We start from the raw sequence: 22,049 nt of genomic DNA, 5'->3' as shown, positions 1-22,049 counted from the left end.
AAGCAAGGTAAGTTTGTTCTATAGATAATTTATAATAATTTCTCTATTTTCCATTTTTTAAAATTATCGTTAAAATAATAAAAAAGTTCATTATAAAAATAGATATACTACAGTTAATCGATAAATAAAAGAAAAATAAGAACCATTAAAGGAGAATTGACATGCGAAAGAAAAAAATTATCGTTGGAAATCGCTTCTATAATAAATATAAAACACTAGATACTGCGCTAAATGCCATTGATAATCAAGGGATCATTGTACTGCCATCCGGAACATTTTCATGTTCAGAATTTAATATAAATACCAAAAAAATTACAATTAGAGGACAAGACAACACCGTTATTCAATTGGTAGAAGGGGCCAGCATTCGATTAGATGACTTTTCTGAACTTGTTATAGAGAATTTAAAAATTGTTCAAACTGGCACAGTCCCCTTACTGGATTGTTATAATAATAGCCAGCTTAAAATCAACAATTGTCAGCTTGAAGGGGCTGCTATGATGAACCATCATACAGGACAATTCGCACCTGTCATTAGCTTACATAAAAGCACGTGTCAAATTAAGCAGACAACATTTAATAGTCAAATAAATGATGGTATCTTGGTCGATCAAAGTAACCTTTCTGTCATAAAATCTAATTTACTTAATACTGAACGTTATTCTATCAACGGTTATGATTCTGAAATTAACGTTATGGATTCAGATATAAGATCTGTTTATCTTAGTCGTTCTAAATTTGTCGGAAACTCTAATAATTTCAAACAGTCAATTTCTTCTTTATTTGCTTTAAAAGCTGAGAATAATAGTCAAGTTGACCTTGAATTAACTACTTTAGAAAATTGCTATAACGGTTTTTATCTTGGTAAAAATACAACCCTTACTAGCAAGCAACTTGCTAGTGCCACCATTCATGAACATTTTCTATTTATCGGAAAAAATGCAGTGGCTTCTTTGGTAAATGGTACAGTAAAAAAACAACTTGATGAAAATTTTTATAATAGCTCTACTAAGCCATTTATAGATGTTCAAGGTGGGCAACTCTCAATTGATAATTACGAATTTTTATCGATTAATGCAGAATTATTAACTGCTAAAAATGCCGATATTACGTTAAATAATATTTCTGCTGTCTGTGACGCCCATTCCCTAATTTTAGATAATACTGTCGCTAAACTATGTAAGGTTCATACTGATGCTAATATTATTTCTGATAATTCCAAAATAGCTTGTCATTCGTGTAAAATTATCTCTGATACAACCCCTTATAGTTTTATTTTACACAATTCTAGTGTTTATAATGTGTTTAAAAATGAAGAACATCTAGAACCTTCAGCCATTTATTCGGTTAACTCAGATACTCACTTTAATCACCCGGTGAAAATTTATAACGAAAATAATAAAATTCAAATTGATCGTCTATTATATGGCAACCAATTTGAAAAACTTCATGATTACACTGACTCTAAAAAACTGCCATTTGATTTTTCAATAGATGTTATTTAAAAAAAGCAAAACCATTATAAATGGTTTTGCTTTTTGCTTTTTATTTTTTAAATTTATCTAACATATCATTAGCTTTACTTGATACTTCATCTACTTTTTCTTCAACCTTATGCTTAGCCTCGCCGACTGCTTCTTGAACTTTACCTTTTAATTCTGTACTCTCATCACCTGTAGCTTTTCCTAATGTTTCGTTTACTTTACCTTTTAATTCATCTTTATTCATATACAATCTGCCTCCTTCTAGTTGATAGTTCTATTATGATGCATTTATTGATTAAAATCAAAAGATACGTATTATTTTAATAATAATTTTTTGTTTTTTAAACGAAACAATAAAAAAGAAAGCTGAAAATAACAGCTTTCCTTCTTTATATTAAATAATTGCTAAGTATAACCCTGCAGCTAGAGCTGCCCCAACTACTGGCCCAATGACTGGTACCCATGAATAAGCCCAATCAGATGTTCCTTTATTGGCAATGGGTAAAATTTGATGTGCGATACGTGGCCCAAGGTCACGAGCTGGATTGATGGCATAACCTGTCGATCCACCTAATGATAGCCCGATTGCTAAAATTAATACTCCGACAACCATCGGATTAACACCTGCGGCAAACTCATGTTGCGTGAAAGCTAGTAAACCAAAAACTAAAACAATTGTGCCGATAACTTCAGTAATAAAGTTAGCTGTATAATTACGAATAGCTGGTCCAGTTGCAAAAGTTCCTAAAATAGCTGCCTGATTTTCTGTTTCTTGCCAATGTGGTAAATAAGATAACCAAACCAAAGCGGCTCCTACAATACCACCTAAAACTTGTGCAATGATAAATGGTACTACTAAATTCCAACCTATATTACCGGCAATCGCCATCCCGATTGTCACAGCTGGGTTTAAATGCGCTGGTCCCATAAAACTAGAAGCATAAACCGCAATTGTTACAGCTGTCGCCCAACCCATTGCAATGACTATCCAACCTGAAGCCTCAGCTTTACTTTTCTTCAAGTTTACTGCTGCACAGACCCCATCACCAAGTAATACTAAAATCAAAGTGCCTAAAAATTCACTGAATATTTGTGCTGTATCTCCGCTCATTATGCTCGCTCCTCTTTTAAATTTATTAAATCAGAAGACGCTATAACTTCTTCTAATTCTTCTAAGTAAGTTGTTTTTTGTTGATCTGACCAATTGAATCGTGCCGCCATAGCATCTAAGACAGGTTGTTTTAATTGATCTAACTCATCTCTAATAAATAACATATAATTTGTTCGGCGTACTAAATAGTCTGCCGGCGTTAAAATCATTTCTTCCTCCATAGCATAATGTAAACTTAAAGAATCTTTTAAACTCATCCCTTCAAATGGTTTGAAGTCAGCCATAACTTGATACAATTGTATCACATTAGTTCCATATAAATCAGCTAAATACTTGGCATCGGCTTCTTCTAATCCCGCTTGAACGCCTTTAGAAACTAATTCATTTAAGGTTTCTTCTACTAAAGAAGGTGTCATTTTCCCACCAGAAACTTGATATTTTTTTGAATCAATCAATGTATAGGTTAACTGATACTTTTCCTCTAAAAGCTGTTGAATTAATTTCATGGCTCCTTCAGCCATTTTACGATAATCCGTTATTTTGCCACCTGATAAGGTAATCAAGCCATCTTTTTCCTGTGTCAAATCACTTCCACGTGAAACTGCTGATGGATTGTTCCCACTCTCTGACAAACTACTTTCCATATTATTTAAAACATCTTCCACGTCAGAACGAGCTGCTTGCTGTTGGTTAAATCTAGTGACAACCTCTAACACTTTATCAAAACTGTCATCTGAAACTTTCCCATTGTTTCCGCCATTATAATCAGAGCCACCATTGGTCGAAATTAAGGGACGTAACCCAACCCAACTAGACTCAATATCATTTAATGTTAGGTTAGCATTAGGGTAACGGTGGTTGACTACCTCTAATAAATAATCAACATCTGCTTGTTCAACGACAGGTTTTTCATAATCCCCTTGATAATCCGTATCTGTTGTTCCAAAATATGTTTTATTTTCTCTTGGGACAACGAAAAACATTCTGCCATCATTTTTACCTGTATCTAGATAGGTTGGCTGAGGAACTTTCAACTTACTGTTATCCACTACTAAATGAACGCCTTTAGTTGGACGAATTTGTGTAGGCATATCATTATGCTCTTTTAAATTACGAATTTTATCGACCCAAGGACCACTTGTATTGATTACCAGTTTAGATTTAATTTCAAATAGCTCACCTGTTAATAAATCTTGAGCTTTAACGCCTGCAATCCTATCGCCTTCATATAAAAAGGCAACAGCTTTAACTCGACTTGCCATCAACCCACCATCATGAGCTGCTTGTTTGATATTTTCGATTACTAAACGAGCATCATTATTTTTAAAATCAAGGTAAACGCCGCCACCCAGTAACCCATCGGCACGTAAATTCGGTTCTCTTTCAAGAACTTCTTCTTTGCTTAATGTATAGTTAGCGTAGGTACTGCCTGTCACATTTGCCAAATGATCATATAAATCCATCGCAATTTTCACAGAAAACATGTTAAATGTTGAACTGGGCTCATCGTAAATAGGTAGTAACATAGGAGCTGGTTTGGGAATATGTGGCGCAATCCCTTGAACTACCGCTCGTTCTGTAACAGTATCAGCCACTACTTCGACATCGAAATTTTTTAGATAACGGATACCCCCGTGAACTAATTTAGTCGAACGTGAAGAGGTCCCTTCAGCAAAGTCTTGCATTTCAATTAAGCCGGTTTTCATTCCTGAAGCTGAAGCTTGAAGAGCTACCCCGGCCCCTGTAATTCCGCCTCCGATAATCAATAAATCCAACTCCGTTGTTTGTAATGCTTTCAACGTTTTTTTACGTGTTTCTTTTGAAAATGCCATGGTTTTTTCCTCCTAAAAATTAAATTGATGTATGCTTGAATGCCTGTGTTGCTGCAACTGCTTGTTTCCAACCGCTGTATAAGTTTTCACGTTTTTCTGAACTCATTTTCGGTTCAAAAATTTCGCCAGCTTCGTAAAACTCTTTTATTTCATCTAAATCCCGCCAGAATCCAACCGCTAAACCTGCTAGGAAAGCTGCACCTAGGGCTGTTGTTTCCAAATTACTTGCTCTTTGAACAGATGTGTTTAAAATATCAGCCTGAAATTGCATTAAATAATCATTGTTAGCTGCACCACCATCTACTTTTAATAACGGAATATCTATCTCAGTGTCTGTTCTCATTGTATCTAAAACATCACGTGCTTGATAAGCGATCGCTTGTAGTGTTGCTTTTACAAAGTCTTCTCGTGTTGTCCCTCTTGTCATACCAAATATAGCACCACGAGCAGCAGAATCCCAATACGGAGCTCCTAATCCTGTAAACGCAGGGACAACGAATACTTCATCATTACTTTCTGATTCACTAGCAATAGCTTCAGTTTCAGCCGCACTTTGAATCATCTTCAAGCCATCACGTAACCACTGTATAGCAGACCCTGTCACAAAGATACTACCTTCTAAAGCGTAATACACTTTTCCGTTAATGCCATAACCAATTGTCGTCAACAAATTATTTTGAGATAATTGAGCTTTTTCACCTGTATTCATTACAATAAATGAGCCTGTACCATAAGTATTTTTAACCATGCCTGGTTCGAATGCCATTTGACCAAATAAAGCAGCTTGCTGATCTCCAGCCATACCTGATATAGGGACTTCACTTCCATAGAAATGGAAACTTTGAGTATAACCATATATCTCAGAATTAGAACATGGTTTTGGTAACATAACTTTCGGAATATTCATTAAATCTAAAATTTCTTGATCCCATTCTAAATCATGAATATTAAACATCATAGTACGACTAGCATTTGAATAGTCTGTCACATGTGATGCACCATCTGTTAATTTCCATACTAACCAAGTGTCAATCGTGCCAAATAATAAGTCTCCTTTTTCGGCGCGTTCTTGAGCCCCTTCAACATTATCCAAAATCCAGCGAATTTTAGTAGCTGAGAAATAGGCATCGATAATCAGTCCCGTTTTTTTATGAATCATATCGGCATAGCCATCGGCTTTCAATTGATTCGCAATACCAGAGGATTGTCTTGATTGCCATACAACGGCGTTATGAATAGGTAAACCTGTTTTTTTATCCCAGACAACTGTTGTTTCCCGTTGGTTAGTAATACCAATTCCAGCTATATCACTAGGCTTAATACCTGATTCAATAAGTGAACCGGCAATGACAGACTGAACTGAATTCCAAATCTCATTAGCGTTATGTTCTACCCAACCATCGTTGGGAAAATACTGCGTAAATTCTTTTTGTGAACTACCAACATTATTTCCTTTTTTGTCAAAAATAATTGCGCGAGAACTTGTTGTCCCCTGATCAATCGCCATAATATATTTAGTATCTGTCATATCTAAAACCCCTCTTTTTTTATTTTTGTAATCGCTTTCTTTCTATAGACCTATCATAATCATAATCCTTAACTTAAAAATGTCAATTTTTTATTATTCGTCATTTTTTTTGACAGTTTTTTACTAGAATCCCTATTTAAAGAGATTTATACTGATTAATAATTTAAACTATTTATTAATTTAAACTTATAATCAACGTTAATAAAAATAAAAAAGATGGGATTCCCATCTTTTATTGTCTTAAATCATTAATTTTTTGTTTTAAAAAAAGACGATCGTATTTAGAATAGCTATTAGAAATCACTACAATTTGTTTGGCATCTTCTAGCCGATGATATTTCAAAGTATTGGTAATGACAAGATCGTAATTTTTTTTAGTGCTAAATGTTTCAACACTGACTCCGATTAAACTAGCTAAATCTAATTTTATCAATTGTGTCAAAATCTCCGCATGACTTTCAATCATGTCCAATTCAATCGCAATTCGTAACTCTTTGGCAATTTTAAAATCAATCATAGCTAGAATATTTAAATAATCGTGTTTAAGTTGATAGTGCAAATCATCTGAGCTATTTGGTGTCTTAGAAAAGGCTTCTAAGGCTTTTGCTAATAATTCTTCTACCAATTCAATTGTAATTTTTTGGTTTAAATTGATAGTTTTTTCCCTAAAATCCCACTGTTCTGATGTAATGATAGCTCCTTCAAAAAAATAAAGTAAAGAATTTGCTTGAGATAAATAATAAGTGATTTGTTGTTCTACTTTAATTGTCGGTTTTTGAGGTAAATATTCCAATAAAATTCTTTCTCTCAACATCGTATCCATCATAGCATTAGGTGTTCGTCGGCCTCTCAATAAATCATATGAGGTAAAATCTTGATAATGAAAAATAGACATGCTCGCAACAAATATAAAATGAAGCATGCTCTCCTCTTCAACTACTTCAATAGAGTAGCGACTTGTGTATAACAAAACAAATTGCCTTACTTTTTTATATAACCAATCGCTTTCATATAAGAACATTTTTTTTCTGACTTTACGATAGACTTTTTTAGTGTATTTGATTCTTTTTTTACTGATCATTAACCATAAGCCTATCCTAGTATAACTATATGATGGTAATTTCATGGTCAATGTTTTTTCTAGCGATTGGATTAAACGCATATTATGTTCCGTTAATACTTTTTCACTAAGCTGATGATAGGGCGTTGCTGCTTGATACATTAAAAAATAAAAATAACGAATTTGTAATTCTTCACCTAAAATATTCCCATTTTTTAATTGTATTTTAAATTCTTTTAACAGATAATTGATTTCTTTTGTTTTTCTAAATAAGGTCGATTCGCTAATCATTAAGTCATGAATAATGTTAAATACCGTAAATTCTCGGTGTTTAAAAGCATAATCTAAAATTTGGTACTTTAACGATTGCTTTAAATAAACAGAGTAGATTGCTTCTATACTGAAATTTGGCTGCCTTTCAATGACAATTAATGCCTCATTAACTGTCAAGCAATAATTGTCTCGAAACTCTCTAAGAAAGAAAGTTATCTCATCTAAGGCTCGGTCTAAAGTTGGTTTATTTAGATTCAAATGTTGTCTCAATTCAATATGACTAACAGTTCCTCCTAAGGCGTCAATCTTTTTTAAAATCGTGAGGTGCTGTATTTCTTTTTTTTCTAAAAAATCCTCGATCTTCATCACAATCACCTAGCTTTCTGAGCAACCAACTTGATTAGTTATATCAAGTAGCGGTGTAAATAATGGGTTGAAGAAGTAATCTTTTTGGACTAAATCATTTAACGTGTGCCCTGATTGGATCGCAAAAGATAACAAATTAATTTTCTCCAAAATATTTTCTCGGGAGATAAGTTGTGCTCCTAACACTATCTGTTTTTCTTGACTATAAATTAATTTAATTTGGACTGTTTTAGTTTTATCTAGCAAAGATAGTGGTAAAATCATTACTTTTGTTTGAATAGCTTCTTCAAAAAAAACACTTTCACTCTCAGTCATACCCGAACTAGCCAAATAATAACCAAAGACATGAGTTCCAATTGTTCTAACAGTTCCTACAAATTCTTTTGACCGTACTTCTAAATTCTCAACTGCTAAAATAGCAGAACGGACTGCGTTATTTGTTAACGGGATATAAAAGGAGTCAGACGATAAGCTATATGGAATTTGAATACAATCACCTATGGCAAAAATATTATTAACAGAGGTCTGTAAGTAATTGTTAACCCAGATAGTACCATCTTCATGACAGGTAACATCTTTAGGTAGGTAACTAATATTAGGTGTGACATTTATCGCAAAAATGGCACCGTCACATTTAATATGCCTTTTAGAGGTAATAACCACTGTTTCTTTCTCAGTCTTTATAATTTCTTTAACTGACTCATTAAGATAACACGTCATTCTCTGATTGCTCATTGCTCCATACAAAGAAGTGAGCATGTCATCATCAAAATATTTTAATAAAAGACTAGGCATGCTTTCTACTAAACTGACTTTTTTATTCTGAACACTGAGAGCATTAGCCATTTCTATTCCAACTTGGCCACCACCAATAATAGTGAAATGTTCTCCAGAATCTACTAATTTCAATGCTTCTTGGGCAGATTTTTTATCTTTATATTTAATAACACCCATGTTGTCAATGCCTACTATGTGAGATTTTACCTGGGAAGAACCTGTTGCTAAAATCAATTTATCATAAGACCACTCAGTTACACCTACTGCAGTCACTGCTGTAACTGAATTGTTACTAGTACAAATTGAGACTACTTGCGCTCCTAGTTGTACATCTATTCTTTTCTCAGTCAATTCGATAACGTTTACAAATTTGGCTTCATCTAAATTTTTTAAATGTCCACTCAAAAGTAAAGGTAAGGCGCTCGGAATGAATCCGATTTCTGTTTCTTTTTCAATTAGCATAATTGAAGCTTTTGGGTATTTATTTCTTGCAGCTATTGCTGCTGTGACACCCGCAAATGAGCCACCAATAATAATGATATTCATAATTTCCCTTCCCTTCTTCATAAAAAATAGCAAAAGTTCCGTAAAAGGTCAATGCCTTATACACAATCATAAAAAGCATTCAAAACTTGTTTGAATGCTTTTTAGCGATCATCTCTTTTGACTTACACCAATAGTATAAGGAGATTATGGTGTGACTACTCTATTAAAATATTTTCTCACCACTAGACATTATCCCCTTATCTATTTGGTATTTCACTGCATTTTAAGGTTGCTTTTTCTTTAATAAAAACAATATCTGCTCGATATTTAATTTCTTCCATCGTAAATGTAATTGGATGCTGACTAGTTATAATCTCAATTTCTCTATGGTTATTTTCTCCATAATTTTCAATCCATGAGATAATGTCCATCTCAGACATTGGATGCTTTAATGTTTTTTTGGGTGTTATCAAAAAATTACGCTGCTGTTTAGCCTCATTATTACCCTCGGACATATTAATTACCCCTATCTTTAATTAGCTGTAGTAACTAGTTCTAATTCCACAGCTACTATTTATTTAGTAGCTAAATTTAATACTATGTAGTATGCAATATTCTATCATAAATAACCTAATTAATAAATTAAATATACATTATTTAATATTTGTAACATTTATTTTGATAAAAAAAACGACCTAATCATATGATTAAGTCGTTTTTTTATCAGATAATTCCAGATTATCTTCGATAATTTCTGCTCTTTTATCAATAATTTTAATGCGGCTAATATTAACTTTATCCATTGACATTACCTTCATCCTTAAACCTTCATAGTCAAACGTGAAACCTTTTTCAACATCTCTTTGATAAGTGTCAATGATAAAACCACCTAAGCTATTACTATCTAAATCATCAGGGAAAGCGACATTAAACTTGTCAGATACATCATTTAAAGCAATTTTCCCTTTAACAATGTACTCTTTATCACGAATTTGAATAATCATTGCTTCTTCGCGATCTTGTTCATCTTGGATATCACCAACAATTTCTTCTAAAATATCTTCAATAGTAACTAAACCACTTGTCCCCCCATACTCATCTGAAAGAATAGCAAAATGCTTATGTTCTTTTTGCATCTCTGTTAATAAGGATTTCACTGGCATGGATTCAATCACAATAATTGGTTCTTTCAATAATGTGTTAATATTCGTTCTATCATCTTTCATATATGCCTTAATTAACTCTTGAATCGTCACATAACCAATGACATCATCTTTTGTTTTTCTAATGACAGGAAAACGACTGTGTCCCTTCTTAATTGCAAATTGCAGCGCCTCTGCTACAGTTACACCTTCATCAATCGTCTCCATATCTAAGCGTGTTACCATAATTTGTTTTGCAATAAGTTCATCAAATTCAAAGACATTATTCAAAAATTCATACTCATCTTGATTAATTTCGCCATGGATAAAACTTTGATTTGCAATTAAGCGCAATTCTTCCTCAGAATGTGTCTCCTCACCCTCGCCTGTTAGAGTTAGACCAAATAGTTTACCAATACCATTAGCAGATGAATTTAGTAACCAAATGAATGGAAAGGTAATTTTATAAAAATAGTGCAATGGCTTCACTATAGCTAAAACTACCATTTCAGTTTTAGTAATACTAAATGATTTCGGTATTAATTCACCTATTACGACATGAACAAATGTAATTAATAAAAATGATAATACCAAAGATATCACTTGCATCGCTGATGCTGGTAACGGGATATAATTCAACAACGGCGCAATCAGTTCGCTCATCGTACTCTCACCTAACCAACCAATTGCCAAGGATGTCAGGGTAATTCCTAATTGACAGGCACTTAAGTATTCATCTAAGTGCTTAATGATATGTAACGCTAATGTCGCTTTTTTGTTGCCTTCTTGTTCAAGTGACTCTAAGCGACTTTTTCTGATCTTAACAAGTCCAAACTCCGCTGCCACAAAAAAAGCAGTCAGCAAAATCATCACTATTAAAATCATAAGTCTTCCAAATAACATTTATCTATCTATCTCCTTTTGAGCTAATACTTTTAATTAGCATACCAAGCTACAAATAAGTAACCTATTATAATATATCATATTCCCGATTACTCACAAAATAATATTTTATTTTTTTGACTAATAAAAAAATAATTTAACGACATTATCTTACTATTACCACTAAAATTTATAAAAAACGACTCCCCTTATGATAGTTAGTCGTTTTTACTTATTATTTAATTAAATTGTAAGTCAAACACACTGGTCGTTTAGTATGTGGTTCAATTACGATATCTGCCTTAATTTGAAAAACTTCTTCCAATACTTCTGGTGTCATCACATCACTCACTTCACCACTTGCGATAACACTACCTGATCTAACAGCAATTAAATAATCTGAAAAACGTGCGGCAAGATTCAAGTCATGTAAGACCATGACAATCGTGGTTTTAGCCGAAATATTTAACTCTGCTAATAGCTCTAAGATTTCTAACTGATGTGCTAGATCAAGGTAAGTGGTTGGCTCATCCAGTAAAATTAGTTCCGTCTGCTGGGCCAAAGCCATTGCAATCCATACGCGTTGTCGCTGCCCGCCAGATAGGCTATCTATCTCTCTAAGCGAAAAAAGTGTTAATTTTGTGACATCTAACGCCCATTCAATCATCTCTTTATCTTCATTTGTCAGTTTGCCAAAACCTTTCTGATAAGGAAAACGACCATAAGCAACTAACTCATATACCGTCAAGCCACTTGGAGCACTAGGGGTTTGGGGTAAGATCGCCATTTTTTTGGCTAATTCTTTCGTTGGCATTTTATGAATGTCTTCACCATTCAAATAAATACTCCCTTCTTGTGGTTTCATGACACGACCAATCGTTTTTAAAATAGTTGATTTGCCGCAGCCATTTGGACCTATAATCGAAGTTATTTTTTCTGCTCCAATACTTGCAGTTAGCTCTTTTACAATGACACTAGTGTCATAGCCAATCGTCACATCATTAATCTCAATTCTTTTCATAATTCCTCCTAATCTGTTTTTGTTAAAAGATATAAAAAGTACGGTGTACTAATAATCGTAATAACTAAACCTGTTGGCATATCCGAGCCAAAACTAATCATATGTGTCAAAGTATCTGCGACTAAAATAATCAAGCCACCCAACATTGCAGCTGCAGGCAGATAAATTCGATGGTTACTACCTACTAACTTTCGTGCCATGTGTGGGGCAATCAATCCTACAAAAAAGAAGTTACCTCCCAGCGCAACACTAGCTGATGATAAAGCGATAGCACTTAATGATAATTTGAAAAACTCTTGTCTAACAGATACTCCTAAACCAATAGCTGTTTCATCACCTAAATGGATTGCATTTAATACCTTAGCTTTATACAAAGTCCATATCAACAATATAATAATAATCGGAAATAGAATTTTAATATAACGCCAATCATCGCCCCAAAGATTGCCTGCCTGCCATTTTTGCATGAAATCCATTTGACGATCTTCTAACCTTAACGTGATAAACATACTCAATGCGCTGTAACCACTCCCTACTGCAACACCTGTCAATATCAAATTGGTTGGGGAACATAACTTGCCTTTTTTAAAAGCGAGCAAAAAAATAAATAACGCAGAAATCAAGCCGCCAATAAAGGCTAGTAAAGGAATCGCATAAGGCGATAGCCCACTATCGTTAGAAAACCAAGCGATATATACTAAAACAAATAACCCTGATCCTGAACTAATCCCTAAAGTCCCCGGGCTAGCCATATCATTTTTTAGAAGACTCTGCATGATACTCCCTGAGACTCCCATTCCAATACCTACTAGTGTGGCTAAAAAAATACGGGGCAGCCGGAAATCATAAATAATCATTTCTTGTTGCTTTGTCCCTTTACCTAGAAAAGTTTGCCAAACTTCCTGTGGCGTTACGCCCATTTTACCTGTGTTGGTTCCAATTAGCGCAATTATAATCATCAGAATACCCAGAAGAATAAGAACATTCTTTTGTTTTTGATACAATTTGGTCATTTTCATGCTTCAAATTCTCTCCCTTGCTTCCGGACTAAATATAAGAAAAATGGTACGCCAATTAATGAAAAGATAATACCGATTGGGGTTTCAAAAGGTCGATTAACTAATCTTCCAATTAAGTCAGCTATTACCGTAAGTAACGCTCCGTATATAATACTAGCAGGTATTATATAACGATAATCTACTCCTACCAAATAACGAACTAAGTGTGGGACTATTAAACCGACAAATCCGATTGGACCGACCAAAATAACTGACAAGCCTGTTAAAACTAAGACTATTAATGTTGTCACGCCTTTAACTACTCTAGCATTTAAACCTAATCCTAAGGCAACTTCTTCGCCTAAACTTAACATTGTAATATTAGGGGATATTATGATTGCACCTAGTATTCCTAACAAAAATAAAGGTGAAATTATCATCAATTCAGACCAACTAGCTCCTGCTGTCCCTCCAGCAGACCAGTAAGCAAGCGATTGAGCTAAGTGATAGCGAATTGATAAATAAGAACTAAAAGCGCCAAAGAGCATCGAAATAGACATTCCTGCTAAAACTAAACGCTGTGGTGTTAAACCACGTTTCCCAACTATTGCAATAAAGTAAGTCAAGCCTGTGGTGACACCCGCTCCTAAGCAAGCAAATAAGATAGATTCTCCATAACTTCTTTGAGGATAAAAAGCTAGCGACAAAGCTATAGCAAATCCTGCACCAGAACTGATTCCCATCAATCCTGAATCAGCTAAAGGGTTTCGAGTAGTACCTTGCATTAAAGCACCACAAACTGCTAAACTAGCTCCGACTATAATATCAGCAAGTGTTCGAGGAAATCTCAGGCTCCAAATAATTTGATGATGCGTTTGGCTGGCATCAAAATGAAACAATGCTTGCCAAGCACTTCCTAATTCTATCTCTGCAGCTCCTAAAGCTAAAGAGGAAAGAGTACTGATTAATAATAAAATACTACCTAAAATCATATAACGTCTAAAATAATATGATCCTTTTTTGTCAACCCTTTGATTATGGGTCATAGTCATCACCTTCTTCAATAAAATAAGCACGCCATACTGTGCTAACTGAATAGCAGAACTAGATAACATATTAGTTCTGCTATTTATTAAAACAGTTACTTAATTCTGCTTATGAGACAACAGGTACGATATTCTTTAAGGCAAAATCAATCTGAGCCGTTAAACTTGCAACATCAGAATAATAAAATAAACCTGTATAGTTACTTGAAATAGTAATTACTCGCTCATTTTTTACAGCGGGAATATTTTTCCAAATCGCTGTCTTTTCAAATTCAGATTCTTTTTCTTCTGGGGTAAACCAAATAGCATAATCTCCAAAATAATCGGCAGCTACTTCATAAGACAATGCCCCTCTAGTTTCACCTGTTTTTGTGACTAACTCTATTAATTTTTCTGGTTTTTTCAAGCCTATATAATCATATAGGAGTGTGCCGCCACGAGAAGCTGTTTCATAAAAAACGCTACTTGAAGGGCCAGGCCAATCTTGTGAAATACTAAAAGTCTTATCTTTAAAAACATCTGTCGAAAATTGTTTTTTAGCAGATGCTAGTTTAGTCTCAAAAGTTGTGATTGCTGTTTCGGCTTCCTTTTCACGACCTAAAACATGACCTAAAAATTTCAGTCTTTCCAAAGGGGAGTCCGTTCCTTCTGAAACAACTACAACAGGCGCAATTTTAGAATATTTTTCAAAATCTTCTGGACTATAAGTTATGATAACATCTGGTTTGTATGACATTATTTCTTCTTTCTCCCATTTTTTGATAACAGGAATATCTTTTATTTCTTCATAAAAAGGCATTGTTTCCTGAGCCCAACCAGAATAAGCCACAGGTTTGACACCTAATGTTGTCACATCACCAACATACCAATTAACAAGAACACGTGCTGGTTTTTCTGGTACCGTTACCTCACCCATCTCAGTTTTTATTACTTTTACTTGCTCTACTTTTTTTGGCTGATCACTTGCTCCGTTTTTTGTATTTTCGGTATTTCGACATCCTATTAACCCTAAACTTAGTATTAAAGTCCCAACTGCTAATGCTAATTTTTTACCAACCATCTTTTTAGCTCCCTTAATCTATATTTTATTTTCTATTAATTAAATAATTTAAGCAAAAAAAATTTTCACCAGTTCTTGATTCTTATCGGAAAATTTATCATTGTGAGAAGAAACACGTGCTCTATTAAATGCAGACGGTTCTATATACATTTTAATTTGATTCACCGCATTTACCGCATCGTGAAAAGCTCCGGCGATTAAATGAACTTTCCCATCATAACTGACAATATCTCCAGCCGCATATATTCCTTTGACTTGCGTTTCGCCATAAGAATTCGCTGCCACGTAATGCGTTTCTATTTTTTCTAATCCCACCGAACTATTTTCAAATAATTCGTGTTCACTTTCAAATCCATGGTTGATAACCACTTCATCTACTAAAATAGTTTGTTCAACAAGTGTATCCTTTTGTTTGATTATTACCTTCGTAATTTTATCACCGTCTTCATTAGCAGTCAGCTCTATTATTTCACTATCTAAATGTAACATAACAGAATTATTATTTAAACGTGTCACTTCTGACTCATGTCCTTTAAGTTCCCCTTGACGATAAATCAAATGAACTTGCTTTGCGATTGGTTCCAATAGATTAGCCCAATCAATTGCTGAATCACCGCCACCAGATATGACAACTATTTTATCCCGCATTTTTTCCAGACCTTGAATGGTATAGCTTAAGTTACTCACTTCATATTTCTCAGCACCTTCAATAGCTAGTTTCCGAGGATTTAAAATACCATAACCAGTCGCCAACATAATTGCTTTAGTAAAATGTTTATCTCCGTTTTCTGCAGTCAAAATGAATAGATCTTGTGTTCCTCGGTCAATTGAAATGATTTTGGTATTTGTTAAAATTGTTGGATTGAAAACTTTGGCCTGTTCAACTAAATGTTCAATGACTTTCCCAGCTGGGCTAGGTGGTAAGGCTCCTATATCCCAAATGATTTTCTCTGTATATACGTTTAATTTTCCGCCAAGTTGAGGACTGGCTTCAACAATTTTAGTCTTCATTTCACGTAACCCACTATAAAAAGTACTAAACAGACCTGCAGGTCCACCACCAATAATTGTAACATCGTAAATATCTGCTTGTGTCATCACTAACCTCTCCACTCTTTTAATTGATATTGATAATCATTATCAATTAAAATTATAACTAAGTTAGTTGGCAAATACAATCATTTCGTGAAAATAGCTACAATTATCTAAAAAACGTCGGTATCTATTAAAAAAAACAGTGGCAATCACCACTGTTTTTTTTATTTTAATGATAAAGTCAACACTATTCCAAAATGATCACTTATAATTGGCGTCTGTTTCCCATCAAAAACCACCCGATACTCCTCCACATGAAATTCTGATGAAATAAATCCATAATCTAAACGTAAATTTTGAGTATTTTCACTCCAACCATCGATTGCTTTAGAAACTGTATGTTCTCCAGTTTTATTTTTCGCTACTTTAAAAACATCTTGCAACTCAGGTTTAGTTCTTTTTAAATAATCATATCCTTCTCCACAATTGTCTGCTGGATTATTAAAATCACCCAATAATAATAACGGTGACGCCATCCTCGTCATTTTTTCGATTGTTTGGTTCCATTCATAATAAAAACCTTCTTCTTGCTGATTTCCTAACCACCAAGAATAGTGACAACTAAATACAACCAGTTCTGTCTCGCCCAATACTGTCCGTCCTTTTAATATACGTCTAGTATGAAAATCATCTATATCACTTACCTTAGATACTAAAAAATCATCTGGCTGAATAGGATTTTTAGAAAGAAGCGCAGCGCCTTCATGATAACGATCATATCCTAGATGGCTGACATTCCAAGACCAATAATAATTAACACCTAATTTTTTTAATTTTTCAACGACTTTTAAAGCAAAGTTATCTTGGTGAACAATAGGTTGGTGGGAAATCAATGGTTGAAAATAATCATCTAAAGTCGCTGCCTTAGTAGTGATCAGTTGGTTTACTTCTTGTAGTGCAATAATATCAAATTGTTCTCTCTCTATAGTTAAAACTAACTGTTCCAGTTTCTCTAGGGCATTTTTTTCCATCCAACTATGACAATTTAATGTTAAAACTTTCATTTTTGAGTCTCCTTAATTTTAAAAATAAGCGATCAAGTCCTATTTCACTTGAACGCTTATCTGATAGTTTAGTTTATACTTTTACGTAACCAATTGGTGTTTGCTCTGTCTGATAGCCTGTTGTAATTAGTTGATACTCTTTGATAATATTACCATTTGTGAAAACAGCAATTACAGTTGTTGCTTTCCCTTCTGAGCGCATAGCTGCTATATTGGCTTCTACTATCGCTTGTCCTGCGGTCACCTCTTGTCCTTCTGTCACAAAAACCTCAAAAGCTGGTGTTTTCATATCAACCGTGTCTAAACCAATATGAATTAAAATTTCTAGACCTTCTTTTGTAATAATTCCTAACGCATGTTTAGTTGGGAATATAGTTGTAATGACACCATTAACAGGTGAATAAATCAGCCCATTTGTAGGATTTACTGCAAAACCATCTCCCATCATTTTTTGTGAGAAAACTGGGTCTGTCACTTCTTCAATGGGCACTACCTCTCCAGCTGCAATCGTGACTAATTCAGTTGTGATAATACGCTCATTAGTCATTTTACTAGACTCTTGTTTACTTAATGAGGGAGTCGTCTTAAAATCAGATATAGGAATTTCTACACCTGATTCTAACAAATCTTGAATGTCAGATTTCAAAACATCGGCTTTAGGTCCATATACCGCTTGGACACCATTGTCTTTCATAATCAATCCCATAGCTCCAGCTTTTTTCCAATTTGTTTGATCCCCAACTAACGTATTTTCCTTAACTGTCACTCGTAAACGTGTCATGCAAGCATCGACATCAACAATATTGGCACGCCCACCTAACAAATTAATAATATCTATAACTTGCTGATTTTCCGTCAACTGCGGGTTAGCATTCTCTTCACTCTCATCCAACATATCAACCTCATAATTACCATTGCGTCCAGGTGTTGCATAGTTAAATTTTTTAATTAAAAAATTACTGATAACGAAAGTGAATATACCAAAACCTATGACTGCTAAAATATAATTTAAAAGATCCATGCCAAGTCCTGCTTTAAAAATTAATGGGGTACGTGTTAATAGTTCAATATTGCCGAAAGAATGAACTCTCAATGAAATAATATCAGCCATTGCAAAAGCCAACCCCTGAATGAATGCATAAATAACATACAATGGAACTGCGGCAAACATGAACATAAATTCAATCGGTTCTGTCACCCCTGTTAAGAAAACTGCCAAGGCTGCTGATAAATACATGGATTTATATTTCTGACGCTTATCTTTATCAACATTACGATACATAGCTGCTGTTAACCCCATTAAAATGCCTGAGGCACCTATCATTTGGCCAACTTTAAAACGAGCTGGTGTCCAACCAGTTAAAACCTCACCGTATTTAGTTAAATCCCCATCTGCTTTTAAATTAACCAAATCAGTAGCCCAAGCTAGCCATAAGGGATCTTGTCCAAATACTTGTGTCCCGGCTTGAGCACCTGATAGTATCTCATAAGTTCCTCCTAATTGAGTGTAATTAATTGGAATGGTCAGCATATGATGCAGGCCAAAAGGTAGTAATAGACGTTCTAAAGTACCATATAGAAAAGGTGCTAAGATTGGCGCTGTATCTTGAGATGTTGCTATCCACAAGCCAAAGTTATTAATCCCGGCTTGGATATAGGGCCAAACTAAAGCAAACATAACTGACACTAGTACAGACCAAGTAATTACTACAAAGGGAACGAAACGTTTCCCATTAAAAAAAGATAACGCTTCTGGTAACTTACGATAATTATAATACTTATTAAAGGCCATAGCTCCAACAAACCCAGCTATAATCCCTACAAATACGCCCATATTTAAAGCGGGTGCCTCTAATACACTTGTGAAAAAACCTTTGACCATAATTTTGGTGCCAAACAAAGTATGAGTAAATGCTTTATCATCGGCTAACATATCTCCAGTCACTCCAAAGATAGCACCCGTAATACGATTAATTAAAATGAAAGCCATACCAGCAGCAAAAGCACCTCCCGCTTTCTCTTTTGCCCAACTTCCACCAATAGCTAAAGCAAAAAGCAAATGTAGGTTTCCAATAATTGCCCAACCAATGCTCTCGACAACATTACCTGTTGTCACTAAGGCGGCTAATTCTGGATTAATCAGTGGTACTGTTTTACCTAAACTAATCATTAGTCCTGCTGCAGGCATAACTGCTACTACAACCATTAAAGCTTTTCCGAATTTTTGCCAAAACTCAAAATTAAACACTTTTTTCATTGTTTTCCTCTTTTCTGATTTGCATTTAAACGACTTTAAAAAAACACATCATTTTTACGCAATCGGTTTCTTAGACTTCTTGATGAAATTATACGTTGAAACCTTTTTTTTGTAAACCCTTAATTTAAATATAAGTTCTGGTAGTAGTTGTAATAACGATTATTCTTTTAAACGACGATTTAACTTGTTAATTATTTGGTATAAAAAAACTCACTATTGACGAAGCAACCGATTGCGTATATGATAGCACTATATTAAATATTAAACAGTGTATAGGAGGAATAAAATATGCAACAAACTAAAAGATTATTCGATATAGACCCTTGGAAGATCGCCTCAACCACTCTCGATAAGACTCAACGACGTCTCCAAGAATCTCTAACAAGTATTGGCAATGGTTACATGGGTATGCGCGGGAATTTTGAAGAAACCTATTCAGGCGATCATCATCAAGGAACTTACTTGGCTGGTGTTTGGTACCCTGATAAAACACGTGTAGGCTGGTGGAAGAATGGTTATCCTGAATATTTCGGAAAAGTAATTAATGCGATGAATTTTATTTCATTGGAGTTAATACTTAACGGGCAATTAGTCGACTTGGCCACGACCTCTTATGACGATTTTTATTTAGAATTAGACATGAAAAATGGTATTTTATCACGTCAATACACTGTTATCACACCTAAAACAACTGTTCGGTTTACATTTGAACGTTTTTTAAGCCTTGATAACCCTGAATTAGGTGTGGTTAAATTTAGTGCTGAAAGTCTGAAAGGAAATGGTTCTTTATCAGTAATTTCGAAATTAGATAATAATATTCACAATGAAGATAGTAATTATGATGAAATGTTTTGGGAGGAACAAGCAATCAACGAAGTGGTAGATCCCTTCAGTTACCTTACAGTGCGTACTATTCCAAATGAGTTTCAAATCGAACAGTTCACTGTGACAGCAGCTATGACACATATCTCGCAACCTGAGGTAAATCCGATTAAGACAACCGGACCTTTAGTAACAAGTGAGATTTTTGAGTTTGATTTACTACCTAATCAACCTATAACTTTAGAAAAACGAATTGCAATAATTACAAGCAGAGACCATCCTCAGTCAACACAATTAGCAAAAGCAACTGCTATTTTAAATAACTTAAAAAATAATACTTATTCAGACTTACGTCAGGCTCAAGATATTGCATGGGCTAAACGTTGGGAACTAGCAGATGTTGTTATCGAAGGCGACGAAGAAGCACAACAAGGTATTCGTTTCAACTTATTCCAACTGTTCTCTACCTATTATGGCGAAGACGAGCGATTAAATATCGGTCCTAAAGGTTTTACAGGTGAAAAATATGGTGGAGCTACTTATTGGGATACCGAAGCTTATGCTGTCCCACTATACTTAGCTCTAGCAGATTCTTCTGTTACTAAAAATTTACTTAAATATCGTCACAATCAGTTAGCACAAGCACAACATAACGCTAAACAACAGGGACTTGATGGCGCGCTTTATCCAATGGTAACTTTTACTGGTGTTGAGTGCCATAATGAGTGGGAAATTACCTTTGAAGAAATCCATCGCAACGGCGCAATCGCCTACGCTATTTATAACTATACAAATTATACAGGTGATACTAGTTATTTAGAAACTGACGGGCTTGAAGTGTTAATCGAAATTGCTAAATTTTGGGCAGATCGTGTTCACTACTCTACAACCAAAGGTAAGTATATGATTCATGGTGTGACAGGACCAAACGAATATGAAAATAATATTAATAACAATTGGTATACTAACACGATAGCCGCATGGGTTCTCCGTTATACTTCCGAAAGCTATTACAAGTATAAAGAAATCACGCCTCATGTAATTCCGGAAGCGACATTAAAAAATTGGGAAGATATTATTACTAATATGTATTACCCTACTAATGATGAGCTAGGTATTTTTGTTCAACATGATACTTTTTTAGATAAAGAATTAATCGCAGTCAATGACTTAGATCCTAAACATTTACCTCTAAACCAAAAATGGTCATGGGATCGTATTTTACGCTCTTGTTTTATTAAACAAGCGGATGTCTTACAAGGTATTTATTTCTTTGGAAACCACTATACCTTAGAGGAAAAGCAAGCTAATTTTGATTTTTATGAACCAATGACTGTTCACGAATCATCTTTATCCCCTTCTATCCATGCTATTTTAGCAGCTGAATTAGGTTTTGAAGAAAAAGCTGTAGAAATGTACCAACGAACTGCTCGCTTAGATTTAGACAACTACAATAATGATACAGAGGATGGTCTTCATATTACTTCTATGACAGGTAGCTGGTTAGCGATTGTCCAAGGGTTTGCTCAAATGAAAACATTTGATGAACACTTAAGCTTTGCACCTTTCTTACCAAAAAAATGGGAAAAATATGAATTTCACATCAATTATCGTCAACGTTTATTGAAAATATGTGTTGATGATACCGTGACATTGACTCTTTTACAAGGTAACCCACTAGACATTACACTCTACGGTAGTCAAGTTACCTTAACAAATGTTTTAACCGTCCCTACTCAGTCTGTTTAATAGTATAAAATAATCAAAGAAGATGTTTGTTGCTCAAAATAGTCAAACATCTTCTA

General features: G+C 34.4%; 17 protein-coding genes. 2 read left to right on the top strand and 15 right to left on the bottom strand.

Annotated features, from left to right (window positions below; all coding sequences use genetic code 11):
* Window positions 1-161: 161 nt before the first annotated feature.
* Window positions 162-1,505 carry a right-handed parallel beta-helix repeat-containing protein gene (locus OL234_RS04875; RefSeq protein ID WP_275470032.1) on the top strand — a complete coding sequence of 448 codons (1,344 nt, stop codon included), beginning with the start codon at window positions 162-164 and terminating at the stop codon, window positions 1,503-1,505.
* Between the two features lie 40 nt (window positions 1,506-1,545).
* On the opposite strand, the gene OL234_RS04870 is transcribed toward OL234_RS04875, so the two are convergent.
* The 15 genes from OL234_RS04870 to OL234_RS04800 form a co-directional block, all read right to left on the bottom strand.
* Complete coding sequence (locus tag OL234_RS04870) at window positions 1,546-1,728, bottom strand: CsbD family protein (RefSeq protein WP_275470031.1); 183 nt, start codon at window positions 1,726-1,728, stop codon at window positions 1,546-1,548.
* A 150-nt stretch (window positions 1,729-1,878) separates the two neighbouring features.
* On the bottom strand, window positions 1,879-2,595 hold the full coding sequence (locus OL234_RS04865; protein ID WP_275470030.1) for an MIP/aquaporin family protein: 717 nt from the start codon (window positions 2,593-2,595) through the stop codon (window positions 1,879-1,881).
* Window positions 2,595-4,427, bottom strand: a complete 1,833-nt coding sequence (gene glpO / locus OL234_RS04860) for a type 1 glycerol-3-phosphate oxidase (protein ID WP_275470029.1) — start codon at window positions 4,425-4,427, stop codon at window positions 2,595-2,597. Before glpO ends, OL234_RS04865 begins: the two co-directional genes overlap by 1 nt.
* A 19-nt stretch (window positions 4,428-4,446) precedes the next feature.
* Window positions 4,447-5,955 carry a glycerol kinase GlpK gene (gene glpK / locus OL234_RS04855; RefSeq protein ID WP_275470028.1) on the bottom strand — a complete coding sequence of 503 codons (1,509 nt, stop codon included), beginning with the start codon at window positions 5,953-5,955 and terminating at the stop codon, window positions 4,447-4,449.
* A 232-nt stretch (window positions 5,956-6,187) separates the two neighbouring features.
* Window positions 6,188-7,654 carry a helix-turn-helix domain-containing protein gene (locus tag OL234_RS04850; RefSeq protein ID WP_275470027.1) on the bottom strand — a complete coding sequence of 489 codons (1,467 nt, stop codon included), beginning with the start codon at window positions 7,652-7,654 and terminating at the stop codon, window positions 6,188-6,190.
* A gap of 9 nt (window positions 7,655-7,663) precedes the next feature.
* On the bottom strand, window positions 7,664-8,977 hold the full coding sequence (locus OL234_RS04845) for an FAD-dependent oxidoreductase (protein ID WP_275470026.1): 1,314 nt from the start codon (window positions 8,975-8,977) through the stop codon (window positions 7,664-7,666).
* A gap of 197 nt (window positions 8,978-9,174) precedes the next feature.
* Window positions 9,175-9,432: a hypothetical protein gene (locus OL234_RS04840; RefSeq protein ID WP_275470025.1), complete on the bottom strand. Its 258-nt coding sequence runs from the start codon at window positions 9,430-9,432 to the stop codon at window positions 9,175-9,177.
* 192 nt (window positions 9,433-9,624) lie between these two features.
* Window positions 9,625-10,944, bottom strand: a complete 1,320-nt coding sequence (locus tag OL234_RS04835) for a hemolysin family protein (protein WP_275470024.1) — start codon at window positions 10,942-10,944, stop codon at window positions 9,625-9,627.
* 232 nt (window positions 10,945-11,176) lie between these two features.
* A complete protein-coding gene (locus tag OL234_RS04830) occupies window positions 11,177-11,962 on the bottom strand; it encodes an ABC transporter ATP-binding protein (RefSeq protein ID WP_275470023.1) in 786 nt (261 codons plus the stop codon).
* 8 nt (window positions 11,963-11,970) lie between these two features.
* On the bottom strand, window positions 11,971-12,981 hold the full coding sequence (locus tag OL234_RS04825) for a FecCD family ABC transporter permease (RefSeq protein WP_275470022.1): 1,011 nt from the start codon (window positions 12,979-12,981) through the stop codon (window positions 11,971-11,973).
* Window positions 12,978-14,006, bottom strand: a complete 1,029-nt coding sequence (locus OL234_RS04820) for a FecCD family ABC transporter permease (RefSeq protein WP_275470021.1) — start codon at window positions 14,004-14,006, stop codon at window positions 12,978-12,980. The genes OL234_RS04825 and OL234_RS04820 overlap by 4 nt, the downstream gene beginning before the upstream one ends.
* A 109-nt stretch (window positions 14,007-14,115) precedes the next feature.
* The gene (locus OL234_RS04815; RefSeq protein WP_275470020.1) at window positions 14,116-15,066 is read right to left on the bottom strand and encodes an ABC transporter substrate-binding protein; all 951 of its coding nucleotides are present in this window, start codon (window positions 15,064-15,066) and stop codon (window positions 14,116-14,118) included.
* Between the two features lie 48 nt (window positions 15,067-15,114).
* Window positions 15,115-16,164, bottom strand: coding sequence for an NAD(P)/FAD-dependent oxidoreductase (locus OL234_RS04810; RefSeq protein WP_275470019.1), 1,050 nt, complete (start codon window positions 16,162-16,164; stop codon window positions 15,115-15,117).
* 161 nt (window positions 16,165-16,325) lie between these two features.
* Window positions 16,326-17,165, bottom strand: coding sequence for an endonuclease/exonuclease/phosphatase family protein (locus OL234_RS04805; protein ID WP_275470018.1), 840 nt, complete (start codon window positions 17,163-17,165; stop codon window positions 16,326-16,328).
* A 73-nt stretch (window positions 17,166-17,238) separates the two neighbouring features.
* Window positions 17,239-19,422, bottom strand: a complete 2,184-nt coding sequence (locus tag OL234_RS04800) for a PTS transporter subunit IIBC (protein ID WP_275470017.1) — start codon at window positions 19,420-19,422, stop codon at window positions 17,239-17,241.
* A 288-nt stretch (window positions 19,423-19,710) separates the two neighbouring features.
* Here OL234_RS04800 and OL234_RS04795 point away from each other — a divergent pair, with 288 nt between their 5' ends.
* Window positions 19,711-21,993 (top strand): glycoside hydrolase family 65 protein, encoded by a 2,283-nt coding sequence (locus OL234_RS04795; protein WP_275470016.1) that lies wholly within the window; start codon window positions 19,711-19,713, stop codon window positions 21,991-21,993.
* Window positions 21,994-22,049: the final 56 nt, after the last annotated feature.

The organism is Vagococcus intermedius, assembly GCF_029144185.1.
GTDB lineage: Bacteria > Bacillota > Bacilli > Lactobacillales > Vagococcaceae > Vagococcus_D > Vagococcus_D intermedius.
This window is presented reverse-complemented; position numbering and strand designations above follow the sequence as displayed.

What these genes read in the sequence shown, in the direction of transcription:
- OL234_RS04875 (WP_275470032.1), top strand. Translation starts at nt 162, where the DNA reads ATGCGAAAGAAAAAAATTATCGTTGGAAATCGCTTCTATAATAAATAT.
- OL234_RS04870 (WP_275470031.1), bottom strand. Translation starts at nt 1,728, where the DNA reads ATGAATAAAGATGAATTAAAAGGTAAAGTAAACGAAACATTAGGAAAA.
- OL234_RS04865 (WP_275470030.1), bottom strand. Translation starts at nt 2,595, where the DNA reads ATGAGCGGAGATACAGCACAAATATTCAGTGAATTTTTAGGCACTTTG.
- glpO (WP_275470029.1), bottom strand. Translation starts at nt 4,427, where the DNA reads ATGGCATTTTCAAAAGAAACACGTAAAAAAACGTTGAAAGCATTACAA.
- glpK (WP_275470028.1), bottom strand. Translation starts at nt 5,955, where the DNA reads ATGACAGATACTAAATATATTATGGCGATTGATCAGGGGACAACAAGT.
- OL234_RS04850 (WP_275470027.1), bottom strand. Translation starts at nt 7,654, where the DNA reads ATGAAGATCGAGGATTTTTTAGAAAAAAAAGAAATACAGCACCTCACG.
- OL234_RS04845 (WP_275470026.1), bottom strand. Translation starts at nt 8,977, where the DNA reads ATGAATATCATTATTATTGGTGGCTCATTTGCGGGTGTCACAGCAGCA.
- OL234_RS04840 (WP_275470025.1), bottom strand. Translation starts at nt 9,432, where the DNA reads ATGTCCGAGGGTAATAATGAGGCTAAACAGCAGCGTAATTTTTTGATA.
- OL234_RS04835 (WP_275470024.1), bottom strand. Translation starts at nt 10,944, where the DNA reads ATGATTTTAATAGTGATGATTTTGCTGACTGCTTTTTTTGTGGCAGCG.
- OL234_RS04830 (WP_275470023.1), bottom strand. Translation starts at nt 11,962, where the DNA reads ATGAAAAGAATTGAGATTAATGATGTGACGATTGGCTATGACACTAGT.
- OL234_RS04825 (WP_275470022.1), bottom strand. Translation starts at nt 12,981, where the DNA reads ATGAAAATGACCAAATTGTATCAAAAACAAAAGAATGTTCTTATTCTT.
- OL234_RS04820 (WP_275470021.1), bottom strand. Translation starts at nt 14,006, where the DNA reads ATGACCCATAATCAAAGGGTTGACAAAAAAGGATCATATTATTTTAGA.
- OL234_RS04815 (WP_275470020.1), bottom strand. Translation starts at nt 15,066, where the DNA reads ATGGTTGGTAAAAAATTAGCATTAGCAGTTGGGACTTTAATACTAAGT.
- OL234_RS04810 (WP_275470019.1), bottom strand. Translation starts at nt 16,164, where the DNA reads ATGACACAAGCAGATATTTACGATGTTACAATTATTGGTGGTGGACCT.
- OL234_RS04805 (WP_275470018.1), bottom strand. Translation starts at nt 17,165, where the DNA reads ATGAAAGTTTTAACATTAAATTGTCATAGTTGGATGGAAAAAAATGCC.
- OL234_RS04800 (WP_275470017.1), bottom strand. Translation starts at nt 19,422, where the DNA reads ATGAAAAAAGTGTTTAATTTTGAGTTTTGGCAAAAATTCGGAAAAGCT.
- OL234_RS04795 (WP_275470016.1), top strand. Translation starts at nt 19,711, where the DNA reads ATGCAACAAACTAAAAGATTATTCGATATAGACCCTTGGAAGATCGCC.